The sequence below is a fragment of the Clostridium guangxiense genome, assembly GCF_021043395.1.
Lineage (GTDB): Bacteria > Bacillota > Clostridia > Clostridiales > Clostridiaceae > Clostridium_S > Clostridium_S guangxiense.
On record NZ_JAJNKE010000003.1, the window covers coordinates 75,492 to 99,122 of the forward strand.

Below are 23,631 nucleotides of genomic sequence, written 5' to 3' on the forward strand. Positions count from 1 at the left end.
AACGTGCCGTAAGTTATGGGGCATATAGTTACAAGACAATTAAAAATATATACAATAAAAATCTTATAGTAATGTCTACAGCATATAATACAGCTCTTTGAACTTCTTCTTAGTGATGAGGTTATAAATAGGCAAACTAATGGAAATAAGAGCAGAAAAGTGAGACTTTTTTCTTGACAATAACGGTATTTACTAAAAATAATAAACTATTACTGAAATAGATGAATTTCGAGTAATAGTTTAATTATAAATTTGTCAATTACACAAAATTCTCTAGAGTCTCCTTATTTTTTATGTATAATAAATTTCAAGCACAAATTTGTTTTATTATATAAAGAACATAAAAGCTTGTTCAAGAATCACATGGACTATCGCCCAAATCCCGATATTGGGGAGAAGACTAATAATATAGTTCAAGAATCACATGGGCTTTCGCCCAAACCCCGATATTGGGGAGAAGACTAATAATATAGTTCAAGAATCACATGGGCTATCGCCCAAACCCCGATATGTGTACGTTTACGCGAAAAATCTTTATGAAATCTTTATACGCTTAGATAAAATCTTAACCCAAATTTTATGTACAAGATGATAGTATTAACACTGAAAAGAGGGGGGAGAAAAATGCTTGATATTATATTTATTATTTTATTAATAGTTGGTTTTTTAGCACTTAAATTTTTTACAGATTGGTGTGAAGATCAAATATCTAGGAAACAGTAAGGGGGGAGCATAATGATATTTTTAATTATTGTAATAATTTTATTGTTTGTGTATTTATGTTATGCATTGTTTAACCCAGAAAAATTTTAAATGGTGGAGGCACTAAAATGGAAATATTACAAATTGCAATTATACTAATTGTTTTTGTTTTACTTTGTATACCAACTGGAAAGTATATATACAAGGTTTCAGAGCATGAAAAAACTTTTATTGATCCTGTGTTTAATAAAATTGATAGTTTTATTTATAAAGTGTCAGGAATAAAAAGAGAAGAAATGACATGGAAAAAATACATTTTGGCATTATTATCGACTAATGCTATTGCAGCGCTTATTGCATACCTAATTTTAAGGCTACAAGCTATTAATTTATTAAATCCTGATCGGATAAAAGGAATGGAACAAGGACTTACCTTTAATACAGTAGTAAGTTTTTTAACTAATACAAATCTTCAAGATTACAGTGGAGAATCTGGACTTTCATATTTAAGTCAAATGCTCGTTATTACTTTTATGATGTTTTTTGCGGCAGCAACAGGACTTGCAGCAGCATTGGCGTTTATGAGAGCACTTTCTGGAAAGAAGGATGAGATAGGAAATTTTTATGTTGATATTGTAAGAATTATAACTAGAATTTTAATTCCAGTGTCAATTGTAGTAGCTATATTTTATATTGGACAGGGTGTTCCTCAAAGTTTAGCACCAACTAAAACTATAACAACTATTGAAGGTAAACTTCAAGATATACCTCTTGGACCTGTGGCGAGTTTGGAATCTATAAAGCTTTTGGGGACTAATGGGGGAGGATTTTTTGGAGCAAATTCTGCACATCCATTTGAAAATCCAACCCCACTTACAAATGCAGTGCAAATAATTTCAATGCTTTTGTTTGCTGGTTCAACTGTGGTATGTTTTGGGCATATGATTAAAAAGAAAAAACAGGCAATTTCAATTTTTGCAGCCATGAGTGTACTGTTTATTATATTTTTAGCTATATGCTACAATGCTGAAAAAGCAGGTAATCCAGTTCTTGCACGAATTGGATTTAGTCAAGCTATGGGAAATATGGAAGGCAAAGAGGTTAGATTTGGTTTAGGAGCGTCTACTCTTTTCACAACAGCAACAACCTCAACCTCTTGTGGAGCAGTAAATAATATGCATGATTCTTTAACTCCTATAGGTGGAGCTACAGCTCTTATGAATATGATGCTCAATGTTGTATTTGGTGGAAAAGGTGTAGGCTTCATGAATATGATTATGTACGCAATACTTACGGTTTTCTTGTGTGGACTTATGGTAGGAAGAACACCAGAATTCTTATCAAAGAAGGTAGAAGGAAAGGAAATAAAATTAGTTGCATTTGCCATAATTATTCACCCATTTTTAATACTAATGTCTTCAGCATTAGCTTTAGTAACAAGAAATGGGTTAGCAGGTATATCGAATCCGGGCTTCCATGGTCTTACACAAATACTATATCAGTTTTCAAGTGCAGCGGCCAATAATGGTTCGGGATTTGAAGGCTTAGCGGATAATACTATGTTTTGGAATGTATCAACTGGAATTGTAATGTTTTTAGGTAGGTATTTGTCAATGATAATACTTATAGCTGTAGCAGCTTCCTTAGCGTCAAAAAGAGCTATACCAGAAACTACAGGTACATTTAAAACAGATAACACAACATTTACATTAACGCTTGTATTTATTGTGCTTATAATTGGAGCACTTACTTTTCTTCCAGCAGTGGCACTTGGACCTATTGCTGAGCATCTTACATTGTAATTAAAAGAAGGATGATGGTATATTATGAAAAATGAGGATAGAAAATCTAAATTTATTACAAAGGATATATTAAATACAGCAATTTTAGAATCTTTTAAGAAGTTAAATCCTAAATATATGATGAAGAATCCAGTAATGTTTGTAGTTGAAATAGGATTTTTTATATCGGTTATTCTTACTGTTTTTCCTGGAGTATTTGGTGATAAAGGAAACAATCTTAGAATATATAATCTAATTGTTGCTGTGATTTTATTTATAACTATTTTATTTGCCAATTTTGCAGAATCTGTAGCAGAAGGAAGAGGTAAAGCTCAAGCGGAAACCCTTAAAAAAACTCGTAAAGATACTATTGCGAAGCTTTTACAGTCAGATGGAAGTATAAAAACTATAAATGCTAATGAACTTAAAAAAGGAGATATAGTTTTAGCAGAAAATGGAGATATAATTCCAAATGATGGTGAAGTAATAGATGGTATAGCATCTGTAGATGAATCTGCAATAACAGGTGAATCTGCACCGGTTATGAAGGAATCTGGAGGAGATTTTGCTTCCGTTACTGGAGGAACAAAGGTTGTAAGTGACTGGCTTAAGATTGAAATTACTGCAACCCCAGGGGAATCTTTTCTTGATAAGATGATAAACCTTGTAGAGGGTGCTTCGAGACAAAAAACGCCTAATGAAATTGCACTTAATACAATACTTGTAAGTTTAACTCTTATTTTTTTAATTGTAATGGTAGCACTTTATCCTATAGCTTCATATACAGGAGTTAAGATCCAGATGTCTACTTTAATAGCTCTTTTAGTTTGCCTTATACCTACAACCATAGGAGGGCTTTTATCTGCAATAGGAATTGCAGGTATGGATAGAGTAACCAGATTTAATGTAATAGCTATGTCGGGAAAGGCTGTTGAAGCTTGCGGCGATGTTGATACTATGATACTTGATAAAACAGGAACGATAACCTTTGGAAATAGACTTGCAGCAGATTTTATAACTGTAGGTAATTCTAATAAAAAGGAGCTTATTGATTATTCTGTAATGTGTTCTTTAAAGGATGATACTCCTGAAGGAAAATCCATAGTTGAGCTTGGAAATAAACTTGGTTCATCAATTGATAAAAAGAAATATGAGGATATAGAATTTATAGAATTTACAGCACAAACTAGAATGAGTGGAATAGATCTTGAGGACGGTACTGAAGTAAGAAAGGGAGCCTATGATGCTATAAAAAATAGAATCTTTCAATTAAAAGGAGTTATTCCAAAAGATTTGGAGGAAACTGTAAATAAAGTTGCAAAATTAGGTGGAACTCCTCTTGTAGTTTGTGTAAATAACAAAATTTATGGTGTTATATACCTTAAAGACACCGTAAAACCAGGGCTTGTAGAGAGATTCGAAAGGCTTCGTGAAATTGGAATAAAAACCATAATGTGTACGGGAGATAATCCTTTGACAGCTGCAACTATAGCAAAGGAAGCTGGAGTTGATGGTTTTATTGCAGAATGTAAACCAGAAGATAAAATAGAAGCCATTAAGAAAGAACAGGCAGAGGGTAAACTTGTTGCAATGACAGGAGATGGAACGAATGATGCTCCAGCACTTGCGCAGGCAGATGTCGGACTTGCGATGAACAGTGGTACTACAGCAGCAAAGGAAGCTGCTAATATGGTTGATTTGGATTCTGATCCTACAAAAGTACTCGAAGTTGTTGAAATAGGAAAGCAGCTTTTAATAACAAGAGGAGCTCTTACGACTTTTAGTATAGCAAACGATGTTGCAAAGTATTTTGCTGTAATACCTGCTATATTTGTATCGGCTATACCACAAATGCAGGTTATGAATATAATGAAACTTTCTACACCACACAGTGCGATATTATCAGCTTTAATATTTAATGCTATAATAATACCGCTTTTAATACCTATTGCTATGAAGGGTGTCAAGTATAAGCCTATGAAATCAGAAGCAATGCTTTTAAGAAATATGCTTATATTTGGAGTTGGCGGCATAATTGTTCCTTTTATTGGTATTAAGATTTTAGATTTATTAATTACTCCACTAGTTAGAATTTTTAATTTGGGTTAATGGAAAGGAGCTTTGAAAATGAAATCAATAATTAAAGCTGTTCGTTTATGTATTGTTCTTGTAGTAGTGTGTGGAATAATTTATCCGCTTTTTATAACTGGAATAGGTCAGGCATTTCTTAATAAAAAGGCAAATGGAAGTATTATAACTTATAAAGGTAAAGAAGTTGGTTCTGCACTTTTAGGTCAGAATTTTACGGACAAAAGGTTTTTTAGAGGAAGGGTTTCGGCTGTAAATTATAATACTTATACAAAAGCTGATTTAAAACCTGATAAAAATGGAAAGACTGCCTATGCTGGAGTTGGTTCTGGTTCACAGCAGTTAGCTCCTTCAAATAAAGAACTTTCAAAAAGGGTGAAAAATGATATAAACGATTTTTTAAAAACTCATCCAGGAGTAAGTAAAAAAGATATACCTACAGATTTGCTTACAAGTTCAGGTTCAGGACTTGACCCAGACATTAGTCCTAAAGCTGCAGAAATTCAAGTGCCAGCTATATCAAAAGCTACTGGTATAAGTGAAGAAAAATTAAAGGAAATTATTAAAAAATATACGACAGGTAGAACGATAGGGATTTTAGGTGAACCTAGAGTAAATGTTCTTAAAGTAAACTTAGAGGTGGCTTCATTACTTAAGTGACATTTATTTAATAGGGATAGGTGAAAGTATTATGAAAAAAATAGTTATAAGTTTAATCATTATATTATTTTGCTGGAAAATATATATGGTGTATAATTATGGTAACAATCCATATTGGGGAAAATATGAATCTCCAGAAAGTAATACTACTTTATTATTAAAAAGAGATAATAAGTGTGTCTTGATAGGCAAAGAATAATATAAGGTAAGGGAATTGAAATGAATATCAATCAGAGACCAGATCCATACTATCTTTTGAATCAAATCGAAAAGGAAGAAAGTAAAGCTATGAGGGGAAAGTTAAAAATATTTTTTGGTTATGCAGCAGGAGTTGGCAAAACTTATGCTATGCTTAGGGAGGCACAAGAGGTAAAAGAGCTTGGGAAAGATATAATAATAGGATATATAGAACCACATGCAAGAACGGAAACTATGGCATTAACTAAAGGATTTGAAACTATAAGAACAAAAGTTGTGAATTACAGGGGAGTAAATATAAGGGAATTTGATATAGATAAAGCACTTAAAAGAAAGCCAGAGATAATACTTGTAGATGAACTTGCACACACAAATGCAAAAAGGCAAAGAAATAGAAAGAGATGGCAGGATATAGAAGAACTTTTGGCAGCTGGTATTGACGTTTACACTACATTAAATGTTCAGCATATAGAAAGTTTAAATGATGTTGTTGCTAATATAACAAGAATTTGTGTGAGAGAGACAATTCCAGATAAGGTTTTTGATGAAGCGGATAAGGTTGAAATAATTGATATTGAACCAGATGAACTTTTAAAGCGTTTTAGCGATGGCAAAATATACAAAAAGGAGCAGGTAAAGAGAGCATTTCATAACTTTTTTACTAAAAATAATTTATATGCTTTGAGAGAGATTGCTTTAAGGAGAACGGCAGACAGAGTAAACAATGAAGTTGAAAGTGCAAGACTTTCAAAAAGGGAAATAACGGTTATGCCAACTTCGGATAAAATAATGGCCTGCATTGGACCTTCACCTTCCTCTCAAAGAATAATAAGAACTGCAGCAAGAATGGCAGAAGTATATCATTCAAAATGGGTTGTACTTTATGTAGAAAACACAAAATCCTCTAAACTTAGCAAAGAAGATAAAGAAAGATTAAATTCTCATTTTAGTTTAGCAGAGCAGCTTGGTGGGGAAGTTATAACTATATATGGAGAAAATTTTGTTGAAGAGGTAATACAATATGCAGAGCTTAGGAATATAACTAAGATTGTAATAGGAAAAAATCATAAGAAAACCAGTAAGGTATTTCATTTTTATGCTAAGGATATTGTAGATAAGCTTATGGATTCTAATGCATATATTGATGTATATACTATACCTAATTCAACGTATCAGAAAAAAAGAAAAGTACGTTTTGAAAGCATTAAACTTAATTCATCTTTAAAAGATTTTATTAAAGCTATCATTATAATTTTAATAACTACTGCGGCGGGAAAAATGTTTGATCTTATGGGTTTTGCCGAAGCAAATGTTATTATGATATTTATTTTAGGCGTTATAATTGTATATGTGACAACAGCAGGTTATTTTATTGGTATAGTATCTTCTATAGTAGGAATGCTTATTTTTAATTATTTATTTACAGAACCAAGATATTCTTTTCAATTTTATGATAAAAGCTATCTTGCAACATTTCCCATAATGCTGGTAGTTTCACTGGTGGTTGGAACTCTTACTAATAAAATTCAAGCTGAAGCCAAAATTTCAAATGCTAATGAAAAAAGAACTCAAATATTATATAGGGTAAGTGCTAAGCTTTTAAGTGCATCAGGCGACTCTGATGTTATATCGGTTGGCATAAAATATATTTCTAGGCTTACTAATAGAACTGTTGTGGGGTATCTTTCAAATGGGAATAAACTTTCTACTCCATTTATATATAATCCAGAAAAAGGTGTTAAAAATCATAAGCTTGTAGGCACAGATGAAAATGCAGCAGCTTTTTGGACATTTTTAAATGGAAAAGAGTCCGGTGCTGGTACGGATACCTTTTACAGGGCACAGGGGTATTATATGCCAATAGAGGTTCAAGGAAAGCTTATTGGAGTTATTGGAGTTTCGTGCACAGAAGGTTTTTTAAAGCCGGAACAAAGATTTATTGTTGAAACCGTAACGGGACAAATAGCAATTGCCCTGGATAGAGAAATTTTATCTAAGCAGCAGGAGGATTCAAAAGTTGAAATTGAAAGAGAAAGACTTAGAAGTAATCTTTTAAGATCTATTTCACATGATCTTAGAAGTCCTCTTGCTGGAATCAAGGGTGCTGCAAGTACTATACTTGAAAATGGAAAGCTTATATCAGAAGCTACAAAAAACACTCTTATAGAGGGAATATATGATGATACTGAATGGCTTATAAGGCTTGTGGAAAATTTGCTTAGTATGACTAAATTTGATGAAGGAAGAATGGAGATAAAAAAGGATATTGAACTTGTTGAAGAAGTAGTATCGGAAGCAGTTCAGAGATGTTCTAAATATGCAAAAAGTCATAAAATAAAGGTAAGCGTTCCGGAAGATGTTATAATGGTACCTATGGATGGAGGATTAATTGAGCAGGTTATAATTAATTTGGTTGATAATGCTGTGAAATTTTCTCCAAAGGAAACCACTATAGAAATAAAGGTTTATGAAAAAAGTGAAGATGTAATATTTGAAGTCATTGATAATGGAATAGGTGTAGCAGAGGATATATTACCACATATATTTGACAGATTTTTTACAAATGGCAGTAAAATTTCAGATTCGAGGCGTGGTGTAGGTCTTGGACTTGCCATTTGCAAATCAATAGTTGAGGCACATGGTGGAAAGATTAGAGCTATAAATAAAAAGGGTGGTGGAGCAGTATTTAGTTTTAATGTTCCTAAATATAAATCGATTGAAACTTAGAATTTATTTGTACTAAGATGCTATCTTCTGAGCATTTTGGTGCAAATGAATTTTGATAGTTGAAAGTGGTATACCTTATACAAAGAAAGGGTGATGAGCAATGAATAATAATCCTTACATTCTTGTTGTTGAAGATGATAGACCTATAAGAAATTTTATAACAGCAGCACTATCCTCACAGGGTTATAAGTATATTGAAACTGATAAAGGGAATGAAGCTATTACGCTTTCTATATCAAATCATCCAGATTTAATAATACTTGATTTAGGACTTCCAGATATTGATGGTACTCAGGTTATAGAAAGAGTAAGAGAGTTACTAAACATTCCAATAATAATAGTTTCGGCTAGGGAAAATGAACGTCAAAAGGTTGAAGCACTTGACATGGGAGCAGATGATTATTTAACTAAACCATTTGGTATAAGTGAGCTTCTTGCAAGAATAAGAGTGTCTTTAAGACATAGTAGTATTAATGATAACTTAAAGAAAGAAAATATTGAGACTTTTCAGGTTAAAACATTAAAAATAGATTTTGGGAAAAGAAGAGTAACCATTGATAATAAGGAAATTCACTTAACGCCTATAGAGTATAAAATTATTGTGCTATTGGCTAAATATTCAGGTAAGGTATTAACACACAATTTTATAATTCGTGAAATATGGGGAACCTCTTTAGGAAATGAAACTCAATCCTTAAGAGTTTTTATGGCGAATTTAAGAAGAAAAATAGAAAAAGATCCAGCGCAACCAGAGTATATTTATACTGAAGTTGGAGTTGGTTATAGAATGATAGAAGAATAAATTGGAGATGGATTAACATGAAGAAAACAATAGGAATATTAGCAGGAATGGGGCCTAGATCTACAGCTCCTTTTCTTGAGCTTGTTATAGATGAATGCCAAAGACAATATGGAGCAAGAAATGACAATGATTTTCCTAAAATGATGATATATTCGCTGCCAACACCTTTTTATGTAGATAAACCAATAAATCATAAGGCTATGAAGGAAACCATAATTGAGGGACTTCAAAAACTTGAAAAAACAGGGGTGGATTTTATAGCAATGCCCTGTAATTTTGCACATATTTACTTTGAAGATCTTGAAAAGTCGATTAATGTTCCTCTTTTAAATATTGTAGATGAAACGGTTAAAGAACTTCCTACAAATAGTGAAAGAACAACATTATTTTCAACAAGCTTTACATATGAATTTGGAATTTATCAAAAAGGGATAAAAAATTATAAACATGAATTTGTATTTAACAATGAATGGCAGGTAATATTAAATAATTTGATCAAAAGCATAAAAGAGAATAAAGATGACGAAAAAAATGTTGAGACTTTGAAAAAGCTAATTAAAGAAGTGGAGGAAGAAGATATACAGAACATAATAATTGGATGTACGGATTTAAATCCTGTTTTAAAGAAAACAGAAGTCCCAATTAATATTGTTGATTCTTCAAAGTGCCTTGCTGAAGCTGTTATAAAAAGGTATTTAAGTTAATACAATTAAGTTTTAATATATTTTATAATGAATGAAATATACTTTCATTAGTAGTACAAAATGCTCATTTTTCTTGTGAAATTAATAACATACAGCATTAAATATGATTATTCTTTTAATTGCATTTTTATAAATGTTTGCTGATATGCTACAGGATACTAAAGGTTAATACGATAATTTCTACAGTAAATATATAATTATACGATAAAACAAAAGTTTACTTTTTAGTTAAGTATTGATAGAAAAGGGGTATTTGTTTAATGAAAAAAGGGTTTAGGAGATCTGTATCTTTTAAAATTCTTGTTGTTCCAATGATAATAATGTTTGTTATTATTATGACTATAGCAGCTGTTTCAGTAATAACATCAAGAAATAAAATATTATCTCAGATGAAATCTGATGGAATTAACATGGCAAATCAAATATCAAAAGATACAGAAAAAAATAATAGTGCAGTAGATTCGCTTAATGAGTCTATTGACAATAGAATAGAGACGTTAGGAGATTTCATAGTAGCTAATAGCTCTAGTATCAATAATAGTTACTTAAAAACTTTAGCAGAGCAGTTTCAAGTTGATGAAATAAATTATACGGATGCATCTGGCAAAATTATATACTCTAATTTAAATACGTCTATAGGATATGTATTTGACAGCAAAAGCTTGGGATATCCTGTACTTAAAGGCGAAAAAGATGAATTTATGGAGGAGATAAGGAAAAGCTCTAAAACAAATGATTATTATAAATATGGGTATATAAAAAATACGAGTGGTGGGATGGTTCAAATTGGAATACTCGCAAATAGGGTGCAAAAGCTGACTGATTCCCTTAAAACTCAAACTATTGTTGAGGATATGGTAAAAAATAATAAATCTATGATTTATGCATTATATATGGATAAAGATTTGAAAGTTGAAGCACATAGTGATAAAAGCAGGCTGGGAATAACTTTAAGCAATATTGGAAGTAAAGCGGCAGTAACGAAAGGAAAAGTTTATACTTCACAGTACGAGTATAAAAATAAAATTCCTGTTTATGATGTAATTGTTCCAGTACATAAAAATGGACAGATTGTTGGCGCTATAGATGTAGGTATGTCTATGGAGAATGTGAACAAAACTGTTTATACAACTATAATGATTATAGTTGCTATATCAATAGTTGCATTTATTATATTTGCCGCTATATTAACTAAAATATCAAAAGGTATAACAGTTCCACTTAAACATTTAGTTGATATATCTAAAAGAATATCTGAGGGAGAACTAAATAATGAAATAAATATAAGTAGTTCAGATGAAATAGGGCTGCTTGCAAGCTCATTTAAAGGTATGGCATATAATTTAAAGAATACTATTTCAGCTATAAAAAGTGGAACTTTAAAAGTAAATACAATGTCACAGGAGCTTACTTCAAGTTCAGAAGAGATGACAAATGCTGCTAGCGATGTTGCAAGGGCTATACAGGATGTAGCGCATGGAGCAACAGAAGAAGCAAATGACCTTGTTAATATATCCAATATAATTTCTAGATTTGCAGAACAGCTGCAAATTATGAACGAAAAAATATCAAAGGTAAATGAAAGTTCAAATAAAACAGAAATCAAGGTAACAAAAGGAAAAGAAGAAATAAATGTACTTTTAGAGTCTATAAATACGGTAAACAAATCTTTTACAATTGTTGCTGATAAGATAACTAATTTAAATTCCAGTGTTTCTAAGGTTGGAAATATAACAGAAGTAATAAATGGAGTATCTGAACAAACTAATCTACTTGCGTTAAATGCAGCTATAGAAGCAGCAAGGGCTGGTGAGGCAGGAAAAGGATTTGCTGTTGTTGCAGAGGAAGTTAGAAAGCTGGCAGAACAAACAAAGGAATCTACAGAGCAAATATATAAGCTTGTAGAAAGTATAAGCAGTGAAACAAAAAATGTAATGCTGACTTCTAATGATGTTAAGACGGCATTTAAAGAACAATCTAATATTGCAAAAAATACTATTGAAGCCTTTGAGGATATGCTATCATCGGTTAAAGCTATAGCTCCTTTGGTGGACGATACTTATAAATCTATAGAAATTATTATGAATTCCAAAGAGGTAATATTAGAAAAGATAGATTCAATTACTGCTATTTCAGAAGAATCTTCTGCATCTTCAGAAGAAATATCAGCGTCCTCCGAGGAAATGTATGCTTCTTCTGAAAATGTTGCAAAATTTGCAGGCGATCTTAACAGTGTCGCAAATAAACTTAATGGTGAGGCTGATAAGTTTAAGATTTAATAAAAAATGAAAAGGCAAGAACTGCCTTTTCATTTTTTATTGGCTTACAGTATATTTTACATTATTTTCATTAAAGTAGTTTAAATATTCCTTTGGAGGTTCTGTATTGGTTATTAGATGATCTATATCACTTAGCTTACAATAAGTCATAAGTGCTGAAATATTAAACTTTGAGTCATCAGCTAATAAGTAAACCTCTTTGCTTTTTTCTACGATATTCTTTTTGATTTTATATTCTAATGGAGAAGAATTTGTGGCACCACTAGATAAAGAAATTCCGGTGGCAGCCATAAAGGCTTTATTTATGTTGTAATCTTTGAAAATTTCAAAGTTTCTTATGCCTTCAAAAGAATTTGTTTTTCTTATAAGACTTCCTCCGAGACATATTATATTTAAATTTTCAAATGGAATAGCTGCGGCTATTGCATTTATATTGTTAGTAAGTATAGTGACATTTTTTATATCTTTAAGATACTCGATCATGTGAAGAGTGGTTGTACCAGAATCTATAAAAATTATATCGTTATCTTGTACAAAAGAAGCAGCAGCTTTTCCAATAGATATTTTGGCTTCATTATTTCTTATGTTTCTTTCTTCAAATGAAACTAAACCATTTGGAGAATTTTTAAAATCTGAATTAACTGTTACTCCTCCATAAACCTTTTTAATACTTCCTTTTTCAACTAAATCGTTTATATCCCTTCTTACTGTATTTTTTGATATGTTAAAGACTTCACATAACGTATCTAGGGATACTACTTCATTACTAATTATATATTCTTCAATTTTTCTGATTCTGTCAGATTTCATAACTAACATTCCTTTCTTAATATTTAACTGGATTCTATAACTATAGATAGACAACTTGAAACTTTAAAATTGCAATCTCCAAATTTATCCTGATAAACTGGAATTTGTCGAGCTGAGTGAAGGGTTTTAATTCGCCCTGCTCATTAAAAAACTAACTTTTTCACTTATGTGAAAAGTGAAGGGTTTGACATAGCTTTGCTTGTCAAAGGTGAAGGTTTTTGCCACGGCAAAAGGTTAAGGAATATTTTTCTCCGTTTCTCTACGAAAAATAAATAATTTAAATACGTTAAAGATTTTCCGTAGGGAAACGGAGGAAAATCAACCTTAGCTTTTTATTGAAGATAAAAAAGTTCACCTTTTACGTGCATAGCACCGTAAAACCCTTCACCTTTCGCATAGCGAAAACCTTAGTCTTTTAACAAACGAAGTGAGTTAAAACCCTTCACTATAGTGCTCGACAAATTCCAGTTTGTAAGGATAAATTTGGTATTGGCAATTTAAATGTTTCAGCTTGTTTATCTATATTTACTCACTAGCTCGTATTTTGCAACTATGTATGTACTACTTCTATTATACACCAAATAAATAAAAAATAAACTATAATATAACCAAAACTTTATCAAAAAACTATTTACAAAAATATTTATAAAAATATATTGACATGTTATGGTAATGATGCTTATAATATAATCAAAAGTTAACAAATAAACAACAATAATTTGAGCATATTATTGCAATGTTTTTATGAATTTCATATTGAGAAGATGTTAGCCCGTCTTCTTAAATAAATAGTAAGACAGGGGGAATAAAAGATTAATAGGGATAAGGTTAAGATTAGGATAGTAACGATATGCTTGGTTTTTCGAAACACTTTTTGGCATTATGTAAACAAGATGATAATGAGGGGCTTCAGTGGCTCAGAAGTAGTAAACAAATATGCAAATGATGTAAAGGTTTAAAAAGTGTACTTATGTTTAGAGGAGAAAGGTTTACAGTTCTATGAGATAAACATGTTAGCTTTAAACAATTATTTGACAGTCTTTCAAAATGTAATTATGTGAAGATTGGTTTTTTAGTTGAAGTTTAGTAAAATCCATACAATTGCTTCAAAAATTTAAAGAAGGCTGATACTTCAGAGCGCCTGTACTACATTATGAATAGTTAAGTGATTAAAGTTTATTTAGAATACACGTTTATCATAGTCTAATTGGAGGGATCATTGTGAAAAATATTATTTATGAAGAAGAAGATGGAATTGGTCAAATTACAATAAATAGGCCTAAGGCTCTTAATGCTTTGAACAGCGAAACTATAAAAGAACTTGGTCAGCTTATAAGTGAAATTTCATTAAAAAAATATGTGAAAATTGTAATTATAACTGGTGCAGGATCTAAGTCATTTGTTGCAGGAGCAGATATAAAGGAAATGCAAAATTTAAATGCCATAGAAGGAAAAGAAATTTCAAGAGTAGCTCAAAAAGTATTTTCTGATATTGAAAATATGTCTCAAGTGGTTATAGCAGCTGTTAATGGTTATGCTTTAGGTGGAGGAAATGAACTTGCAATGGCTTGCGATATTAGATTAGCTTCAGTCAATGCAAAATTTGGCCAACCAGAAGTCAATCTTGGTATAATACCTGGTTTTGCTGGTACACAAAGACTTCCTAGAATTGTTGGAAAAGGAAGAGCTAAGGAATTAATTTTTACTACAGATATGATAGATGCAGAGGAGGCTTATCGTATAGGTCTCGTTAATAAAATATACAAGCCTGAAGAGCTTATTCAAAAGGCAAAGGAGCTTGGAAAAAAGATAATGACAAAAGGAAGTTATGCTGTTAGCCTTGCAAAGTTATCAATAAATAACGGACTTAATATGGATACTGAGTCAGCTTACAGTTATGAAAATAATTTATGGGCTTTGTGCTTTGCGACAGAAGATCAAAAAGAGGGAATGAAAGCTTTTGTAGAAAAGAGAACTCCTGATTTTAAGGGATGCTAATTGGATAAGTGTGAAAGGAAGGATTCAATATGGGAGTAAGATTTTTGAAGCCCTGTGAGGTTGCAGAAATGGTTAAGGATGGAGAAACTATTGTAACAGGTGGTTTTGTTGGAAGCTGCTGCCCTGAATCTCTTACTTGTGCCCTTGAAAAAAGATTTAATGAGACGGGACATCCTAGAGACTTAACCTTAATATATGCGGCCGCTCAAGGCGATAGTAACGGTAAAGGTGCAGATCATTTTGCACATGAAGGTATGATTAAAAGAGTAGTTGGAGGCCATTGGAATCTTTCACCTAAGCTTGGAAGAATGGCTATAGAAGATAAGGTGGAAGCGTACAATTTGCCTCAAGGAACTATTTCGCAGCTTTTTAGGGATATTGCCGGAAAGAGAATGGGAACTATAACTCATGTTGGTCTAAATACTTTTGTTGATCCTAGAATTGAAGGTGGAAAACTAAATAAGGTAACAAAAGAGGACATAGTTGAGGTAGTGAATATAAATGGTGAAGAAAAGCTTCTATATAAATCATTTCCAATAGATATATGTTTTATAAGAGGTTCCTTTGCAGACGAAAAGGGAAATGTAACTCTTGAAAGGGAAGTTGCTACGCTTGAGGCCACATCTATTGCCCAGGCTTGCAAAAATAGTGGTGGAACTGTTGTTGTGCAGGTTGAAAAGATGGTCGCAGCTGGAAGTCTTGACCCTAGACTTGTTAAAATTCCAGGGATTTATGTAGATGCAATTGTAGTATCAAAAAAAGAAGAGCATGAACAGTCTTTTGGATGTCAGTATAATCCAGCTTTAACAGGAGAAATAAAAATACCTTTTACAAGTATAGAAAAAGCTCCTTTGAACGTTAGGAAAGTTATTGCGAGAAGGGCTGCAATGGAATTGAAACCAAACAGTGTAGTTAATCTTGGCATAGGGATTCCAGAGGTGATTTCTCTTGTTGCAAATGAAGAAGGTATAGGAAAATATATGACACTTACAGTAGAAGCAGGGCCTGTAGGAGGCATTCCAGAGGGTGGAAGCGAATTTGGAGCTTCAATAAATCCAGAAGCCATACTAGATCAGCCTTATCAGTTTGATTTTTATGATGGTGGAGGAGTTGATATAGCTTTTCTAGGTTTAGCACAAGTGGACAAAGAGGGAAACTTAAATGTAAGTAAGTTTGGACCTAAAATAGCAGGCTGTGGAGGCTTTATAAATATATCTCAAAATGCTAAGAAGGTAGTATTTTGTGGGACCTTTACCACTTCAGGTTTAAAAGTGGCTGTTGAAGAGGGAAAGTTAAATATACTTCAAGAAGGTAAGGTTAAAAAATTTATAGATAACGTAGAACAAATTACGTTTAGTGGCAAGTATGCTCAAAAAACGGGTCAAAGTGTTTTATATATCACTGAAAGAGCTGTTTTTGAACTTAAAAAAGATGGCCTATACCTTATAGAGATAGCACCAGGAATAAACATGGAAAGAGATATTTTAGATTTAATGGACTTTGTACCGAAAATGGATGAAGATCCTAAGCTGATGGATGAAAGAATTTTTTATGATACGCCTATGGGCATAAAAAGGTAATATTATTTTTTAAGGAGGAATTTTAAATGGATTTTGAATTATCTAAAGAACAGCAGTTGATTCAAAAGACTGCAAGAGAATTTGCTGAAAAGGAGCTTAAACCTATAGCTATAGAAAATGATGAAAATAGTGAATTTCCAATAGAAGCTTATAAGAAAATGGGTAACATGGGTTTTATCGGTATGCCTTATCCAAAGGAATATGGAGGCTTCGGAGGAGATTATCTTTCATATGTACTTGCAGTAGAAGAAATATCAAAGGTCCATGCCTCGGTTGGCATTTCCTATTCAGTAACTACTTCACTTTGTGCTGGGGGTATTATAAATAATGCGTCAGAGGAACAAAAAAAGAAATATCTTCCAGATATACTTTCAGGTAAAAAATTCGGTTCCTTTGGGTTAACAGAGCCAAATGCAGGTTCAGATGCATCAGGTGTTCAAACTACAGCTGTAAGAGATGGAGATTATTATATATTAAATGGTTCTAAGTGCTTTATAACTAATGGACCATTATCAGAAACATTCTTTGTTATTGCTTCAACAGATAAAAGTAAAGGAGCTAAGGGTTTATCTGCTTTCATCGTTGAAAAGAGCTTCCCAGGATTTTCAGTAGGTAAAATTGAAAACAAATGTGGTATAAGATCAGCTCAAGTTTCAGAACTTGTGTTTGAAAATTGTAAAGTTCCAGTTGAAAATTTAGTTGGAGAAGAAGGAAAAGGTCTTAGGATGGGTTTAAGTACACTTGATGGAGGAAGAATAGGAGTTGCAGCTCAAGGACTTGGAATAGCAGAGGGAGCCTTTGATATAGCTAAAGAATATTTAAAACAGAGAGTTCAATTTGGAAAACCTCTATATAAAAATGAATACTTATCCTTTAAAATGGCAGAGCTTGAGCTTGAAATTGAAGAAGCTAAATATATATTATACAAAGCAGCACTTGATAAGCAAAATGGAAGACCATATTCTGTATCCGCTGCAAAGGCAAAACTTGCTTGTACAGATGCAGCAATGCATGTAACTGTTGAAGCTGTACAAATGCTTGGTGGAAATGGATACATGAGAGAGTATAATCTTGAAAGAATGATGAGAGATGCTAAAATTACTCAAATATATGAAGGAACTAATGAAATTCAAAAAATGATTATTGGTGGAGCTTTATTTAGATAAAGTTTACTTATAGCATAATAAGCCGTGTTTAAAAGAAAGTTGATATAATATTTTGAAATTAATGGAATCTTAGGATTACTGAAATTATAAATAAGCAATTCTTAGGTTCCATTAATGACATAAATTTTTATTGATATTATTTTAAAACATAGCTTTTTTATGCGTCTAATTCATATGCGGTGTTTTTAGAATTAGCACATCTTTTATCAGCGGGAACTTTAAAAAGAATAATCCCTCCAACTAAAAAAAGAAATATTATACTTAACACACCTTTACGAGTTTCACCTGTTAGCTGCGTAACTATGCCTACAATAAAAGGACCCATTATAGCTGAAAATTTTCCGAATATGTTATAAAAGCCAAAGAATTCATTAGCTCTTTCTTTAGGTACAAGTTTACCAAAATAAGAGCGGCTTATTGCTTGTATTCCTCCCTGAGAAGTTCCTACAAGTACAGCAAGTACCCAAAAATCTAAAGAGGTTTTTATGAAATAAGAGTATATACATATAAAAGAATAAATTATTATTCCGCAAAAAATCATTGTTTTATCTTTAAATTTTTCTGCAAGACGGCCAAAAATTATGGAGAATGGAAAAGCTACAAATTGTGTTACAAGAAGTATTATAAGAAGGGTAGAGGAGCTTATCCCAAGGTCCGAACCATATGAAGTGGCCATAGTTATTATTGTATCAACGCCATCTATATAGAAAAAATATGCAAGAAGGAATATAAATAAATTTTTGTGGTGCTTTATGTTTTTTAAAGTGCTTTTTAATCTTATAAAACTATTTACAATTGGAGCTTTTTCTATGTTTATTCCATGAATTTGTTTTACATTTTTAATCATAGGCAGAGTAAAAAGTGCCCACCATGCTGAAGTTATTAAAAAGGATATTTTACAGGAAGTTTGTATTGAAAGAGGAATAACTTTTGATTGAGAAAGTATTATTAAGGATATGGATAATATAAAAGGAATTGTGCTGCCTATATATCCCATTCCAAAGCCCATAGAAGATACTCTATCCATTTTTTCTTTTGGTGTTACGTCTACTAGAAAAGCATCGTAAAATATGCAGCTTCCGGAGAAACCTATAGAATTGATTACATAGAAAATAAGAAGCAAAGACCAATAGGTATTAGGAACTATAGAAAGAAGAGAGGTAAATATAATTCCAAGAATAAAAAATGTTTTAAAAAGTTTCATTTTATATCCTTTATAATCAGCAATAGTTCCTAGAATGGGAGCCAGAAATGCAATGATTAAAGTTCCAATTGAATTTGCGTAACCCCAGTATGCAGTAGAATTGGCAGAAGAAGCAGACGTGCCAGAAGAGTACACCATTTTAAAATATAGTGGAAGTATAGTAGATGTTATAGCTATACTGTATGCAGAATTTGCCCAGTCATACATTATCCAGCTTTTTTCAATCTTATTTAAATCTTTCATGTTTTCCTCCATGTTAAAATATTTGTATTTATTTTACCATAATTGTGTTAAGCTGATGTTAATAAAAGTAAAAAATGGCTAATGTAACTTAGTACTATAATAAAAGGTTGCTGTGTGTTGATAAAATGACTAAGATTATATAAAATAAGGCTTCTTTAATTTATATTAACATTTTTTTAATCATAGCTGTGTTTTAAAAAAGTAATATTGGGAAAACTAAAAATGCAATTATAAAATTGTTTATTAGTCATCATATATATTCGAGGAGAAATGTTATGAAATTAAAAAAGGCATCTGCAGTCATTAATATGTTTAAAGAATTCTTTCATAAAGAATCCTCAAGTGGAATTATTCTGATTATGTGTGCTTTGACTGCTGTAATTATTTCAAATTCGAGTTTGAATCATGCTTATGAAAAGGTACTTCATACAAATATTGCATTAGGAATGGGAAAATTTTTTATATCAATGTCTATACTTCACTGGATTAATGATGGCTTAATGTCTATATTTTTTTTATTAGTCGGAATGGAAATTAAGAGGGAAGTTCTTGTGGGGGAACTTAAAACTATAAAAAAAGTAATACTTCCAATTGGAGCTGCTTTAGGGGGAATGGTGGTTCCAGCAATAATATATTTTATGGTTAACTTTGGTCAGAATACGGTTTCTGGTTGGGGAATTCCAATGGCAACGGATATAGCTTTTGCATTAGGGGTAATTTCTCTTGTAGGAAATAAAAAAGCGCCTAGAGGTATAGTAGTATTTTTGACAGCGCTAGCAATAGTGGATGATTTAGGGGCAATTATTGTTATTGCAATATTTTATACGAATAATATACGGTGGCTTGCACTTCTTATAGGAGTGATCGCTTTTGTATTTCTAATTATAGCTAATAAGTTGAAAGTAAGGCATATTTCAGCTTTCATAATTTTAGGATTTGTTTTGTGGATTTGTTTATTAAAGTCTGGAGTTCATGCAACGATTGCTGGAGTTCTTTTGGGGATAAGTATACCACTTGGGAAAACTAGAGTAGAAGCAGAAGAATCTGCAGCTTATAAATTGGAGCATTTACTTAATTATGTGTCTGCCTATGGCATTATGCCAATATTTGCTTTAGCCAATTCTGGAGTTATAGTTAATATTAATAGCTTTAAAAGGCTTATGATTTCTCCTGTGAGTATTGGAATTGCTTTAGGACTTTTTTGTGGAAAGCAATTGGGCATTTTTGGTATGTCGTGGTTATTTATTAAATTTAAAATTGCCAAATTACCTTCAAAAGTCTCAATAAAACATTTATATGGAGCAAGTGTACTTGGAGGAATAGGGTTTACTATGTCTCTATTTATTTCTTCTTTATCATTTTCGAACGCAATTTACTTAAATGATGCTAAAGTAGCAATTATGTCTGTTTCCATAATATCTTCAATTTTAGGATTTTTAATTTTTAAGCTTATGAAAACTAAAAATGAATTGTCGTAATTTAAGAAGAAGTTACTTACATAAAGCTTGAAGCTTGCTATTTTAATTGACAAACTATAACTTAATTGATATAATATGACCCATAATAACTGAATAGGTGATGAAGTTCGCCTTAACTATCTTTTAGATTAATGACTTCTACATTTTAATAAGTGTAGGGGTTTTTTGTTTATTTATAATAAAAAGGATTGGAGGAAACATATGAAAAAGTATTTACTTATAGCTGGAGGAGGAGCGTTAGGAGCTATTTTAAGATTTATTATTAAAAATATTAATTTTTATAATTATAAGGAAGCTATACCTTTAAACACACTTATAATAAATATAACAGGAAGTTTTGTGTTAGCGCTAATTTCTACTATAGCCATAGAGAACTTGGAGCTTGATAATGATATAAGGCTTGGGATTACAACAGGTTTTATAGGTGCATATACTACATTTTCTACTATGTGCAAGGAAACAGTAGGGCTTATAAATCATGGATTATATTTTTCTTCAATATTATATATAAGCTTTTCAGTAATATTTGGACTATGCTTTGCATACTTTGGAGTTATTGTGGCAAGAAAGGGAGTTTCAAGATTCTTTAATAAAAAGACTGAAGATAATGAAGAAGAGAAGATTTCATAAGGGGGAATAGCGTTGGGATATATTTTAATAGGAATTGGAGGAGCTTTTGGTAGTTTAACAAGGTACAAGTTAGGAGATATTATTTCTAAAAGATCAAAATCTAAGTTCCCTTTTGGAACTTTTATAATAAATATAACAGGAGCATTTTTATTAGGGGTTTTAACTAGCTCTGGCGTAAGTAAAAATATGTCACTGCTATTAGCTGATGGATTCATGGGTGCTTACACTACGTTTTCAACTTTTATGTATGAAGGTTTTAACTTATTTCAAGGGAAAAAAAAGCTTAATGCATTCATGTATATTTTTTTGACATTAATACTTGGCGTTGTGGGATTTTATTTAGGAGAGAATTTAAAAATATAGAGCAAGGGTCAAGGAGTGTAGGTTACAGTGAATGAATATGAATAAAAGGAAATTAAGAAATGGAATATTGCACTAACAATTAATTCAATCTTAATCCATGTTTATGTGAAGCAGCGGTATTTTGCATTACAAGATACTGTTACTTCACATTTTTTTATTTAAGGCTGTTATAAATCATTTCTAGATTTGATTTCATAGCTTCAATATAATTTTTCCCATCTTCTTTACTTTCAACGGTATATATTTTTTCTACTTTAGCACCTACCTCTTTAGCAAGTGTTTTAGAAACCTTTGGACTTACCATATCTTCCACGAATATTGTTTTAACTTTATTTTTTTTACAAAAATCAGTTAGTTCCGAAAGTCTTTTTGTACTTGGCTCTCCTTCCGCAAAAACATCTTCAACACTTTCTTGTTTTAAACCAAAATCTTTGCAAAGATATGCAAAAGCAGCGTGACCTGTAACAAAGTTTTTATTTTCTGTAGTTTTAAATTTCTCGTTGTAGGTGCTATAAAGTTCATCTAGTTGATTTTTAAAAGTATTATAGTTTTTTTCATAGAAAGATTTGTTTTTCGAATCAGCCTTAACAAAGCTATTTTTTATGTTCTTAGCTTCTAATTCAGCACCTTTTAAGCTAATCCATAGATGAGGGTCATATGCACCATGCTCCTTTATTTCTCCAGCATCAGTGTTTTTAATTATATTAGCACCATTCGAAGCTTCTACTACAATTAAATTTTTATTATTTATTGATTTTAAAGTTTTAGAGGTCCAGGATTCCATGCCAAGACCGTTGTATATGAATATATCTGCATCTACAAGTGCTTCAATATCTCTTGTTTTAGGTTCAAAGTCATGAGGTTCTGTTCCATTTGGTGTCATATTGATTATATTTATTTTATCTTTTCCTATGGCATAAGCAAATTCTTTCATTGCATTAAAAGAAACTACTACTTTTATCTTTCCACTTGAAGAATCTTTTGAACTATTGTTCATGCAAGAGGTAAGTGAAAAAAGCATACATATAGATATAAATAAAATTAAACATTTCTTATACATTGAATCACTCCTAAAAAATTTGGCTGCAAATAATTTGCATTTACAATAATATATGATTAAGGAAAATTTGTCAATAAGATTTTAAAATGTAAAATAAAAAGCTACCCCAAAACGGTGGTTTTTATTTTATAAAACTTACGTTAAAGTTTAAAAAACTGTATAAATCTAACTATTCTTTTATAATATTTTATGATAGTATATTAATTGGCTTGTATAGGGGGGATATAATGATAGAAAGACGACCTAAAGTACTTCCATATGTAACTGTTGTAATATCTTCAGTTATATTTGGATTGAGCTTTTTATTTACAAAAAGGGCCTTAAAGGTATCGACGCCTATAGAACTTGTTGCTTTTAGGTTTTTTACAGCTTTTTTAGTTATGACAGTACTTATAAAGATTAAATTGATTAAGGTTAACTTTAAAAATAAGCCAATAAAGTGGTTGAGTATATTGGCCTTTTTTGAACCTGTAATGTATTTTATCTTTGAAACCTATGGCGTTAAAAATACATCTTCATCCATTAGTGGACTTATGATAGCATTAATACCTATAGCAGTAACTATACTTGCAGCGTATTTTTTAAAGGAAATTCCTTCTGTTAAAAGGCTCATTTATATAGTTATATCAGTTTCAGGTGTTGCATTTATAGTGATAATGGACAATTCAAATGCCTCTAGCAGTTCAATTACAGGAATATTTTTGCTGATGGGCGCTGTTATTTCAGCAGGTTTTTTTAATATAATTTCAAGGAAAGTATCTAGAAGATTTACTCCAGTTGAAATAACTTACTTCATGATGGGGTTTGGAGCTTTAAGCTTTAATTTAATTCTAATTGTTATACACATTTTTGATGGAAATCTACATGAGTATTTTACTCCACTTTTAAGCAAAGTATTTATTGAATCTATAGTTTATTTAGGAATAATATCTTCTATTTGTGCCTATTTCTTAATTAACTTTAGTTTATCTAAACTAGAGGCATCGACAACTTCTGTATTTTCTAATATATCCACTATAGTATCAATTTTAGCAGGAGTGATATTCTTAAATGAAAAATTTTATTATTATCATATTATAGGTTCAATACTCATTTTAATAGGAGTAATAGGAGTAAATTTGCCTGAAAACAAAAAAGAGAAACAATTGGGGTAAGATT

19 protein-coding genes and 1 riboswitch are annotated in these 23,631 nt (G+C 31.4%); of the genes, 16 read left to right on the forward strand and 3 right to left on the reverse strand.

Annotated elements, in window-relative coordinates; genetic code table 11:
• Nucleotides 1-735: 735 nt before the first annotated feature.
• The 9 genes from kdpF (at nucleotide 736) to LQK79_RS03415 (ending at nucleotide 11,941) form a co-directional block, all read left to right on the forward strand.
• Entirely contained in the window at nucleotides 736-813 is a 78-nt protein-coding gene (kdpF, locus tag LQK79_RS21160; protein WP_084757114.1) for a K(+)-transporting ATPase subunit F, read from the forward strand.
• 17 nt (nucleotides 814-830) lie between these two features.
• Nucleotides 831-2,504: a potassium-transporting ATPase subunit KdpA gene (gene kdpA, locus LQK79_RS03380; protein WP_053241187.1), complete on the forward strand. Its 1,674-nt coding sequence runs from the start codon at nucleotides 831-833 to the stop codon at nucleotides 2,502-2,504.
• A 24-nt stretch (nucleotides 2,505-2,528) separates the two neighbouring features.
• Nucleotides 2,529-4,592, forward strand: a complete 2,064-nt coding sequence (gene kdpB, locus LQK79_RS03385; RefSeq protein WP_053241186.1) for a potassium-transporting ATPase subunit KdpB — start codon at nucleotides 2,529-2,531, stop codon at nucleotides 4,590-4,592.
• 18 nt (nucleotides 4,593-4,610) lie between these two features.
• Complete coding sequence (locus LQK79_RS03390; RefSeq protein ID WP_053241185.1) at nucleotides 4,611-5,231, forward strand: K(+)-transporting ATPase subunit C; 621 nt, start codon at nucleotides 4,611-4,613, stop codon at nucleotides 5,229-5,231.
• A gap of 31 nt (nucleotides 5,232-5,262) precedes the next feature.
• Nucleotides 5,263-5,430, forward strand: coding sequence for a hypothetical protein (locus LQK79_RS03395; protein WP_157055656.1), 168 nt, complete (start codon nucleotides 5,263-5,265; stop codon nucleotides 5,428-5,430).
• A 20-nt stretch (nucleotides 5,431-5,450) separates the two neighbouring features.
• Nucleotides 5,451-8,156, forward strand: a complete 2,706-nt coding sequence (locus LQK79_RS03400; RefSeq protein ID WP_231015544.1) for a sensor histidine kinase — start codon at nucleotides 5,451-5,453, stop codon at nucleotides 8,154-8,156.
• 100 nt (nucleotides 8,157-8,256) lie between these two features.
• Nucleotides 8,257-8,958 carry a response regulator gene (locus LQK79_RS03405; RefSeq protein WP_053241183.1) on the forward strand — a complete coding sequence of 234 codons (702 nt, stop codon included), beginning with the start codon at nucleotides 8,257-8,259 and terminating at the stop codon, nucleotides 8,956-8,958.
• 17 nt (nucleotides 8,959-8,975) lie between these two features.
• On the forward strand, nucleotides 8,976-9,662 hold the full coding sequence (locus LQK79_RS03410; RefSeq protein WP_231015545.1) for an aspartate/glutamate racemase family protein: 687 nt from the start codon (nucleotides 8,976-8,978) through the stop codon (nucleotides 9,660-9,662).
• A gap of 260 nt (nucleotides 9,663-9,922) precedes the next feature.
• Nucleotides 9,923-11,941 carry a methyl-accepting chemotaxis protein gene (locus tag LQK79_RS03415; RefSeq protein ID WP_231015546.1) on the forward strand — a complete coding sequence of 673 codons (2,019 nt, stop codon included), beginning with the start codon at nucleotides 9,923-9,925 and terminating at the stop codon, nucleotides 11,939-11,941.
• A gap of 36 nt (nucleotides 11,942-11,977) precedes the next feature.
• On the opposite strand, the gene LQK79_RS03420 is transcribed toward LQK79_RS03415, so the two are convergent.
• Nucleotides 11,978-12,751 carry a DeoR/GlpR family DNA-binding transcription regulator gene (locus tag LQK79_RS03420; RefSeq protein WP_231015547.1) on the reverse strand — a complete coding sequence of 258 codons (774 nt, stop codon included), beginning with the start codon at nucleotides 12,749-12,751 and terminating at the stop codon, nucleotides 11,978-11,980.
• Nucleotides 12,752-13,972: 1,221 nt separating this feature from the next.
• On the opposite strand from LQK79_RS03420, the gene LQK79_RS03425 reads away from it, so the two are divergent.
• From LQK79_RS03425 to LQK79_RS03435, 3 genes are read left to right on the forward strand one after another with little or no spacing between them, the layout of a single operon-like run.
• Nucleotides 13,973-14,749 (forward strand): enoyl-CoA hydratase-related protein, encoded by a 777-nt coding sequence (locus LQK79_RS03425; RefSeq protein ID WP_053243132.1) that lies wholly within the window; start codon nucleotides 13,973-13,975, stop codon nucleotides 14,747-14,749.
• 29 nt (nucleotides 14,750-14,778) lie between these two features.
• On the forward strand, nucleotides 14,779-16,329 hold the full coding sequence (locus tag LQK79_RS03430; RefSeq protein WP_053243133.1) for an acyl CoA:acetate/3-ketoacid CoA transferase: 1,551 nt from the start codon (nucleotides 14,779-14,781) through the stop codon (nucleotides 16,327-16,329).
• 26 nt (nucleotides 16,330-16,355) lie between these two features.
• Nucleotides 16,356-17,495: an acyl-CoA dehydrogenase family protein gene (locus tag LQK79_RS03435; RefSeq protein WP_053243134.1), complete on the forward strand. Its 1,140-nt coding sequence runs from the start codon at nucleotides 16,356-16,358 to the stop codon at nucleotides 17,493-17,495.
• 157 nt (nucleotides 17,496-17,652) lie between these two features.
• Here the strand turns inward: LQK79_RS03435 and LQK79_RS03440 are convergent, their stop codons facing one another.
• Nucleotides 17,653-18,942 carry an MFS transporter gene (locus LQK79_RS03440; protein ID WP_053243135.1) on the reverse strand — a complete coding sequence of 430 codons (1,290 nt, stop codon included), beginning with the start codon at nucleotides 18,940-18,942 and terminating at the stop codon, nucleotides 17,653-17,655.
• Between the two features lie 275 nt (nucleotides 18,943-19,217).
• Here LQK79_RS03440 and nhaA point away from each other — a divergent pair, with 275 nt between their 5' ends.
• From nhaA to crcB (LQK79_RS03455), 3 genes are all read left to right on the forward strand, one after another.
• Complete coding sequence (nhaA, locus tag LQK79_RS03445; protein ID WP_231015548.1) at nucleotides 19,218-20,420, forward strand: Na+/H+ antiporter NhaA; 1,203 nt, start codon at nucleotides 19,218-19,220, stop codon at nucleotides 20,418-20,420.
• Between the two features lie 87 nt (nucleotides 20,421-20,507).
• A riboswitch (Fluoride riboswitch) is annotated at nucleotides 20,508-20,568 on the forward strand.
• A gap of 53 nt (nucleotides 20,569-20,621) precedes the next feature.
• Nucleotides 20,622-21,050, forward strand: coding sequence for a fluoride efflux transporter CrcB (gene crcB / locus LQK79_RS03450; protein ID WP_231015549.1), 429 nt, complete (start codon nucleotides 20,622-20,624; stop codon nucleotides 21,048-21,050).
• A gap of 12 nt (nucleotides 21,051-21,062) precedes the next feature.
• Nucleotides 21,063-21,413, forward strand: a complete 351-nt coding sequence (gene crcB / locus LQK79_RS03455) for a fluoride efflux transporter CrcB (protein WP_231015550.1) — start codon at nucleotides 21,063-21,065, stop codon at nucleotides 21,411-21,413.
• A gap of 154 nt (nucleotides 21,414-21,567) precedes the next feature.
• Here the strand turns inward: crcB (LQK79_RS03455) and LQK79_RS03460 are convergent, their stop codons facing one another.
• A complete protein-coding gene (locus LQK79_RS03460) occupies nucleotides 21,568-22,473 on the reverse strand; it encodes a metal ABC transporter substrate-binding protein (RefSeq protein WP_231015551.1) in 906 nt (301 codons plus the stop codon).
• Between the two features lie 227 nt (nucleotides 22,474-22,700).
• Between LQK79_RS03460 and LQK79_RS03465 the strand changes: the two genes are divergently transcribed.
• Entirely contained in the window at nucleotides 22,701-23,627 is a 927-nt protein-coding gene (locus LQK79_RS03465) for a DMT family transporter (RefSeq protein ID WP_269144046.1), read from the forward strand.
• Nucleotides 23,628-23,631 lie beyond the last annotated feature (4 nt).

Excerpts from the sequence above, each read along its gene's own strand:
- kdpF (WP_084757114.1), top strand. The coding sequence starts at position 736 with ATGATATTTTTAATTATTGTAATAATTTTATTGTTTGTGTATTTATGT.
- kdpA (WP_053241187.1), top strand. The coding sequence starts at position 831 with ATGGAAATATTACAAATTGCAATTATACTAATTGTTTTTGTTTTACTT.
- kdpB (WP_053241186.1), top strand. The coding sequence starts at position 2,529 with ATGAAAAATGAGGATAGAAAATCTAAATTTATTACAAAGGATATATTA.
- LQK79_RS03390 (WP_053241185.1), top strand. The coding sequence starts at position 4,611 with ATGAAATCAATAATTAAAGCTGTTCGTTTATGTATTGTTCTTGTAGTA.
- LQK79_RS03395 (WP_157055656.1), top strand. The coding sequence starts at position 5,263 with ATGAAAAAAATAGTTATAAGTTTAATCATTATATTATTTTGCTGGAAA.
- LQK79_RS03400 (WP_231015544.1), top strand. The coding sequence starts at position 5,451 with ATGAATATCAATCAGAGACCAGATCCATACTATCTTTTGAATCAAATC.
- LQK79_RS03405 (WP_053241183.1), top strand. The coding sequence starts at position 8,257 with ATGAATAATAATCCTTACATTCTTGTTGTTGAAGATGATAGACCTATA.
- LQK79_RS03410 (WP_231015545.1), top strand. The coding sequence starts at position 8,976 with ATGAAGAAAACAATAGGAATATTAGCAGGAATGGGGCCTAGATCTACA.
- LQK79_RS03415 (WP_231015546.1), top strand. The coding sequence starts at position 9,923 with ATGAAAAAAGGGTTTAGGAGATCTGTATCTTTTAAAATTCTTGTTGTT.
- LQK79_RS03420 (WP_231015547.1), bottom strand. The coding sequence starts at position 12,751 with ATGAAATCTGACAGAATCAGAAAAATTGAAGAATATATAATTAGTAAT.
- LQK79_RS03430 (WP_053243133.1), top strand. The coding sequence starts at position 14,779 with ATGGGAGTAAGATTTTTGAAGCCCTGTGAGGTTGCAGAAATGGTTAAG.
- LQK79_RS03435 (WP_053243134.1), top strand. The coding sequence starts at position 16,356 with ATGGATTTTGAATTATCTAAAGAACAGCAGTTGATTCAAAAGACTGCA.
- LQK79_RS03440 (WP_053243135.1), bottom strand. The coding sequence starts at position 18,942 with ATGAAAGATTTAAATAAGATTGAAAAAAGCTGGATAATGTATGACTGG.
- nhaA (WP_231015548.1), top strand. The coding sequence starts at position 19,218 with ATGAAATTAAAAAAGGCATCTGCAGTCATTAATATGTTTAAAGAATTC.
- crcB (WP_231015549.1), top strand. The coding sequence starts at position 20,622 with ATGAAAAAGTATTTACTTATAGCTGGAGGAGGAGCGTTAGGAGCTATT.
- LQK79_RS03460 (WP_231015551.1), bottom strand. The coding sequence starts at position 22,473 with ATGTATAAGAAATGTTTAATTTTATTTATATCTATATGTATGCTTTTT.
- LQK79_RS03465 (WP_269144046.1), top strand. The coding sequence starts at position 22,701 with ATGATAGAAAGACGACCTAAAGTACTTCCATATGTAACTGTTGTAATA.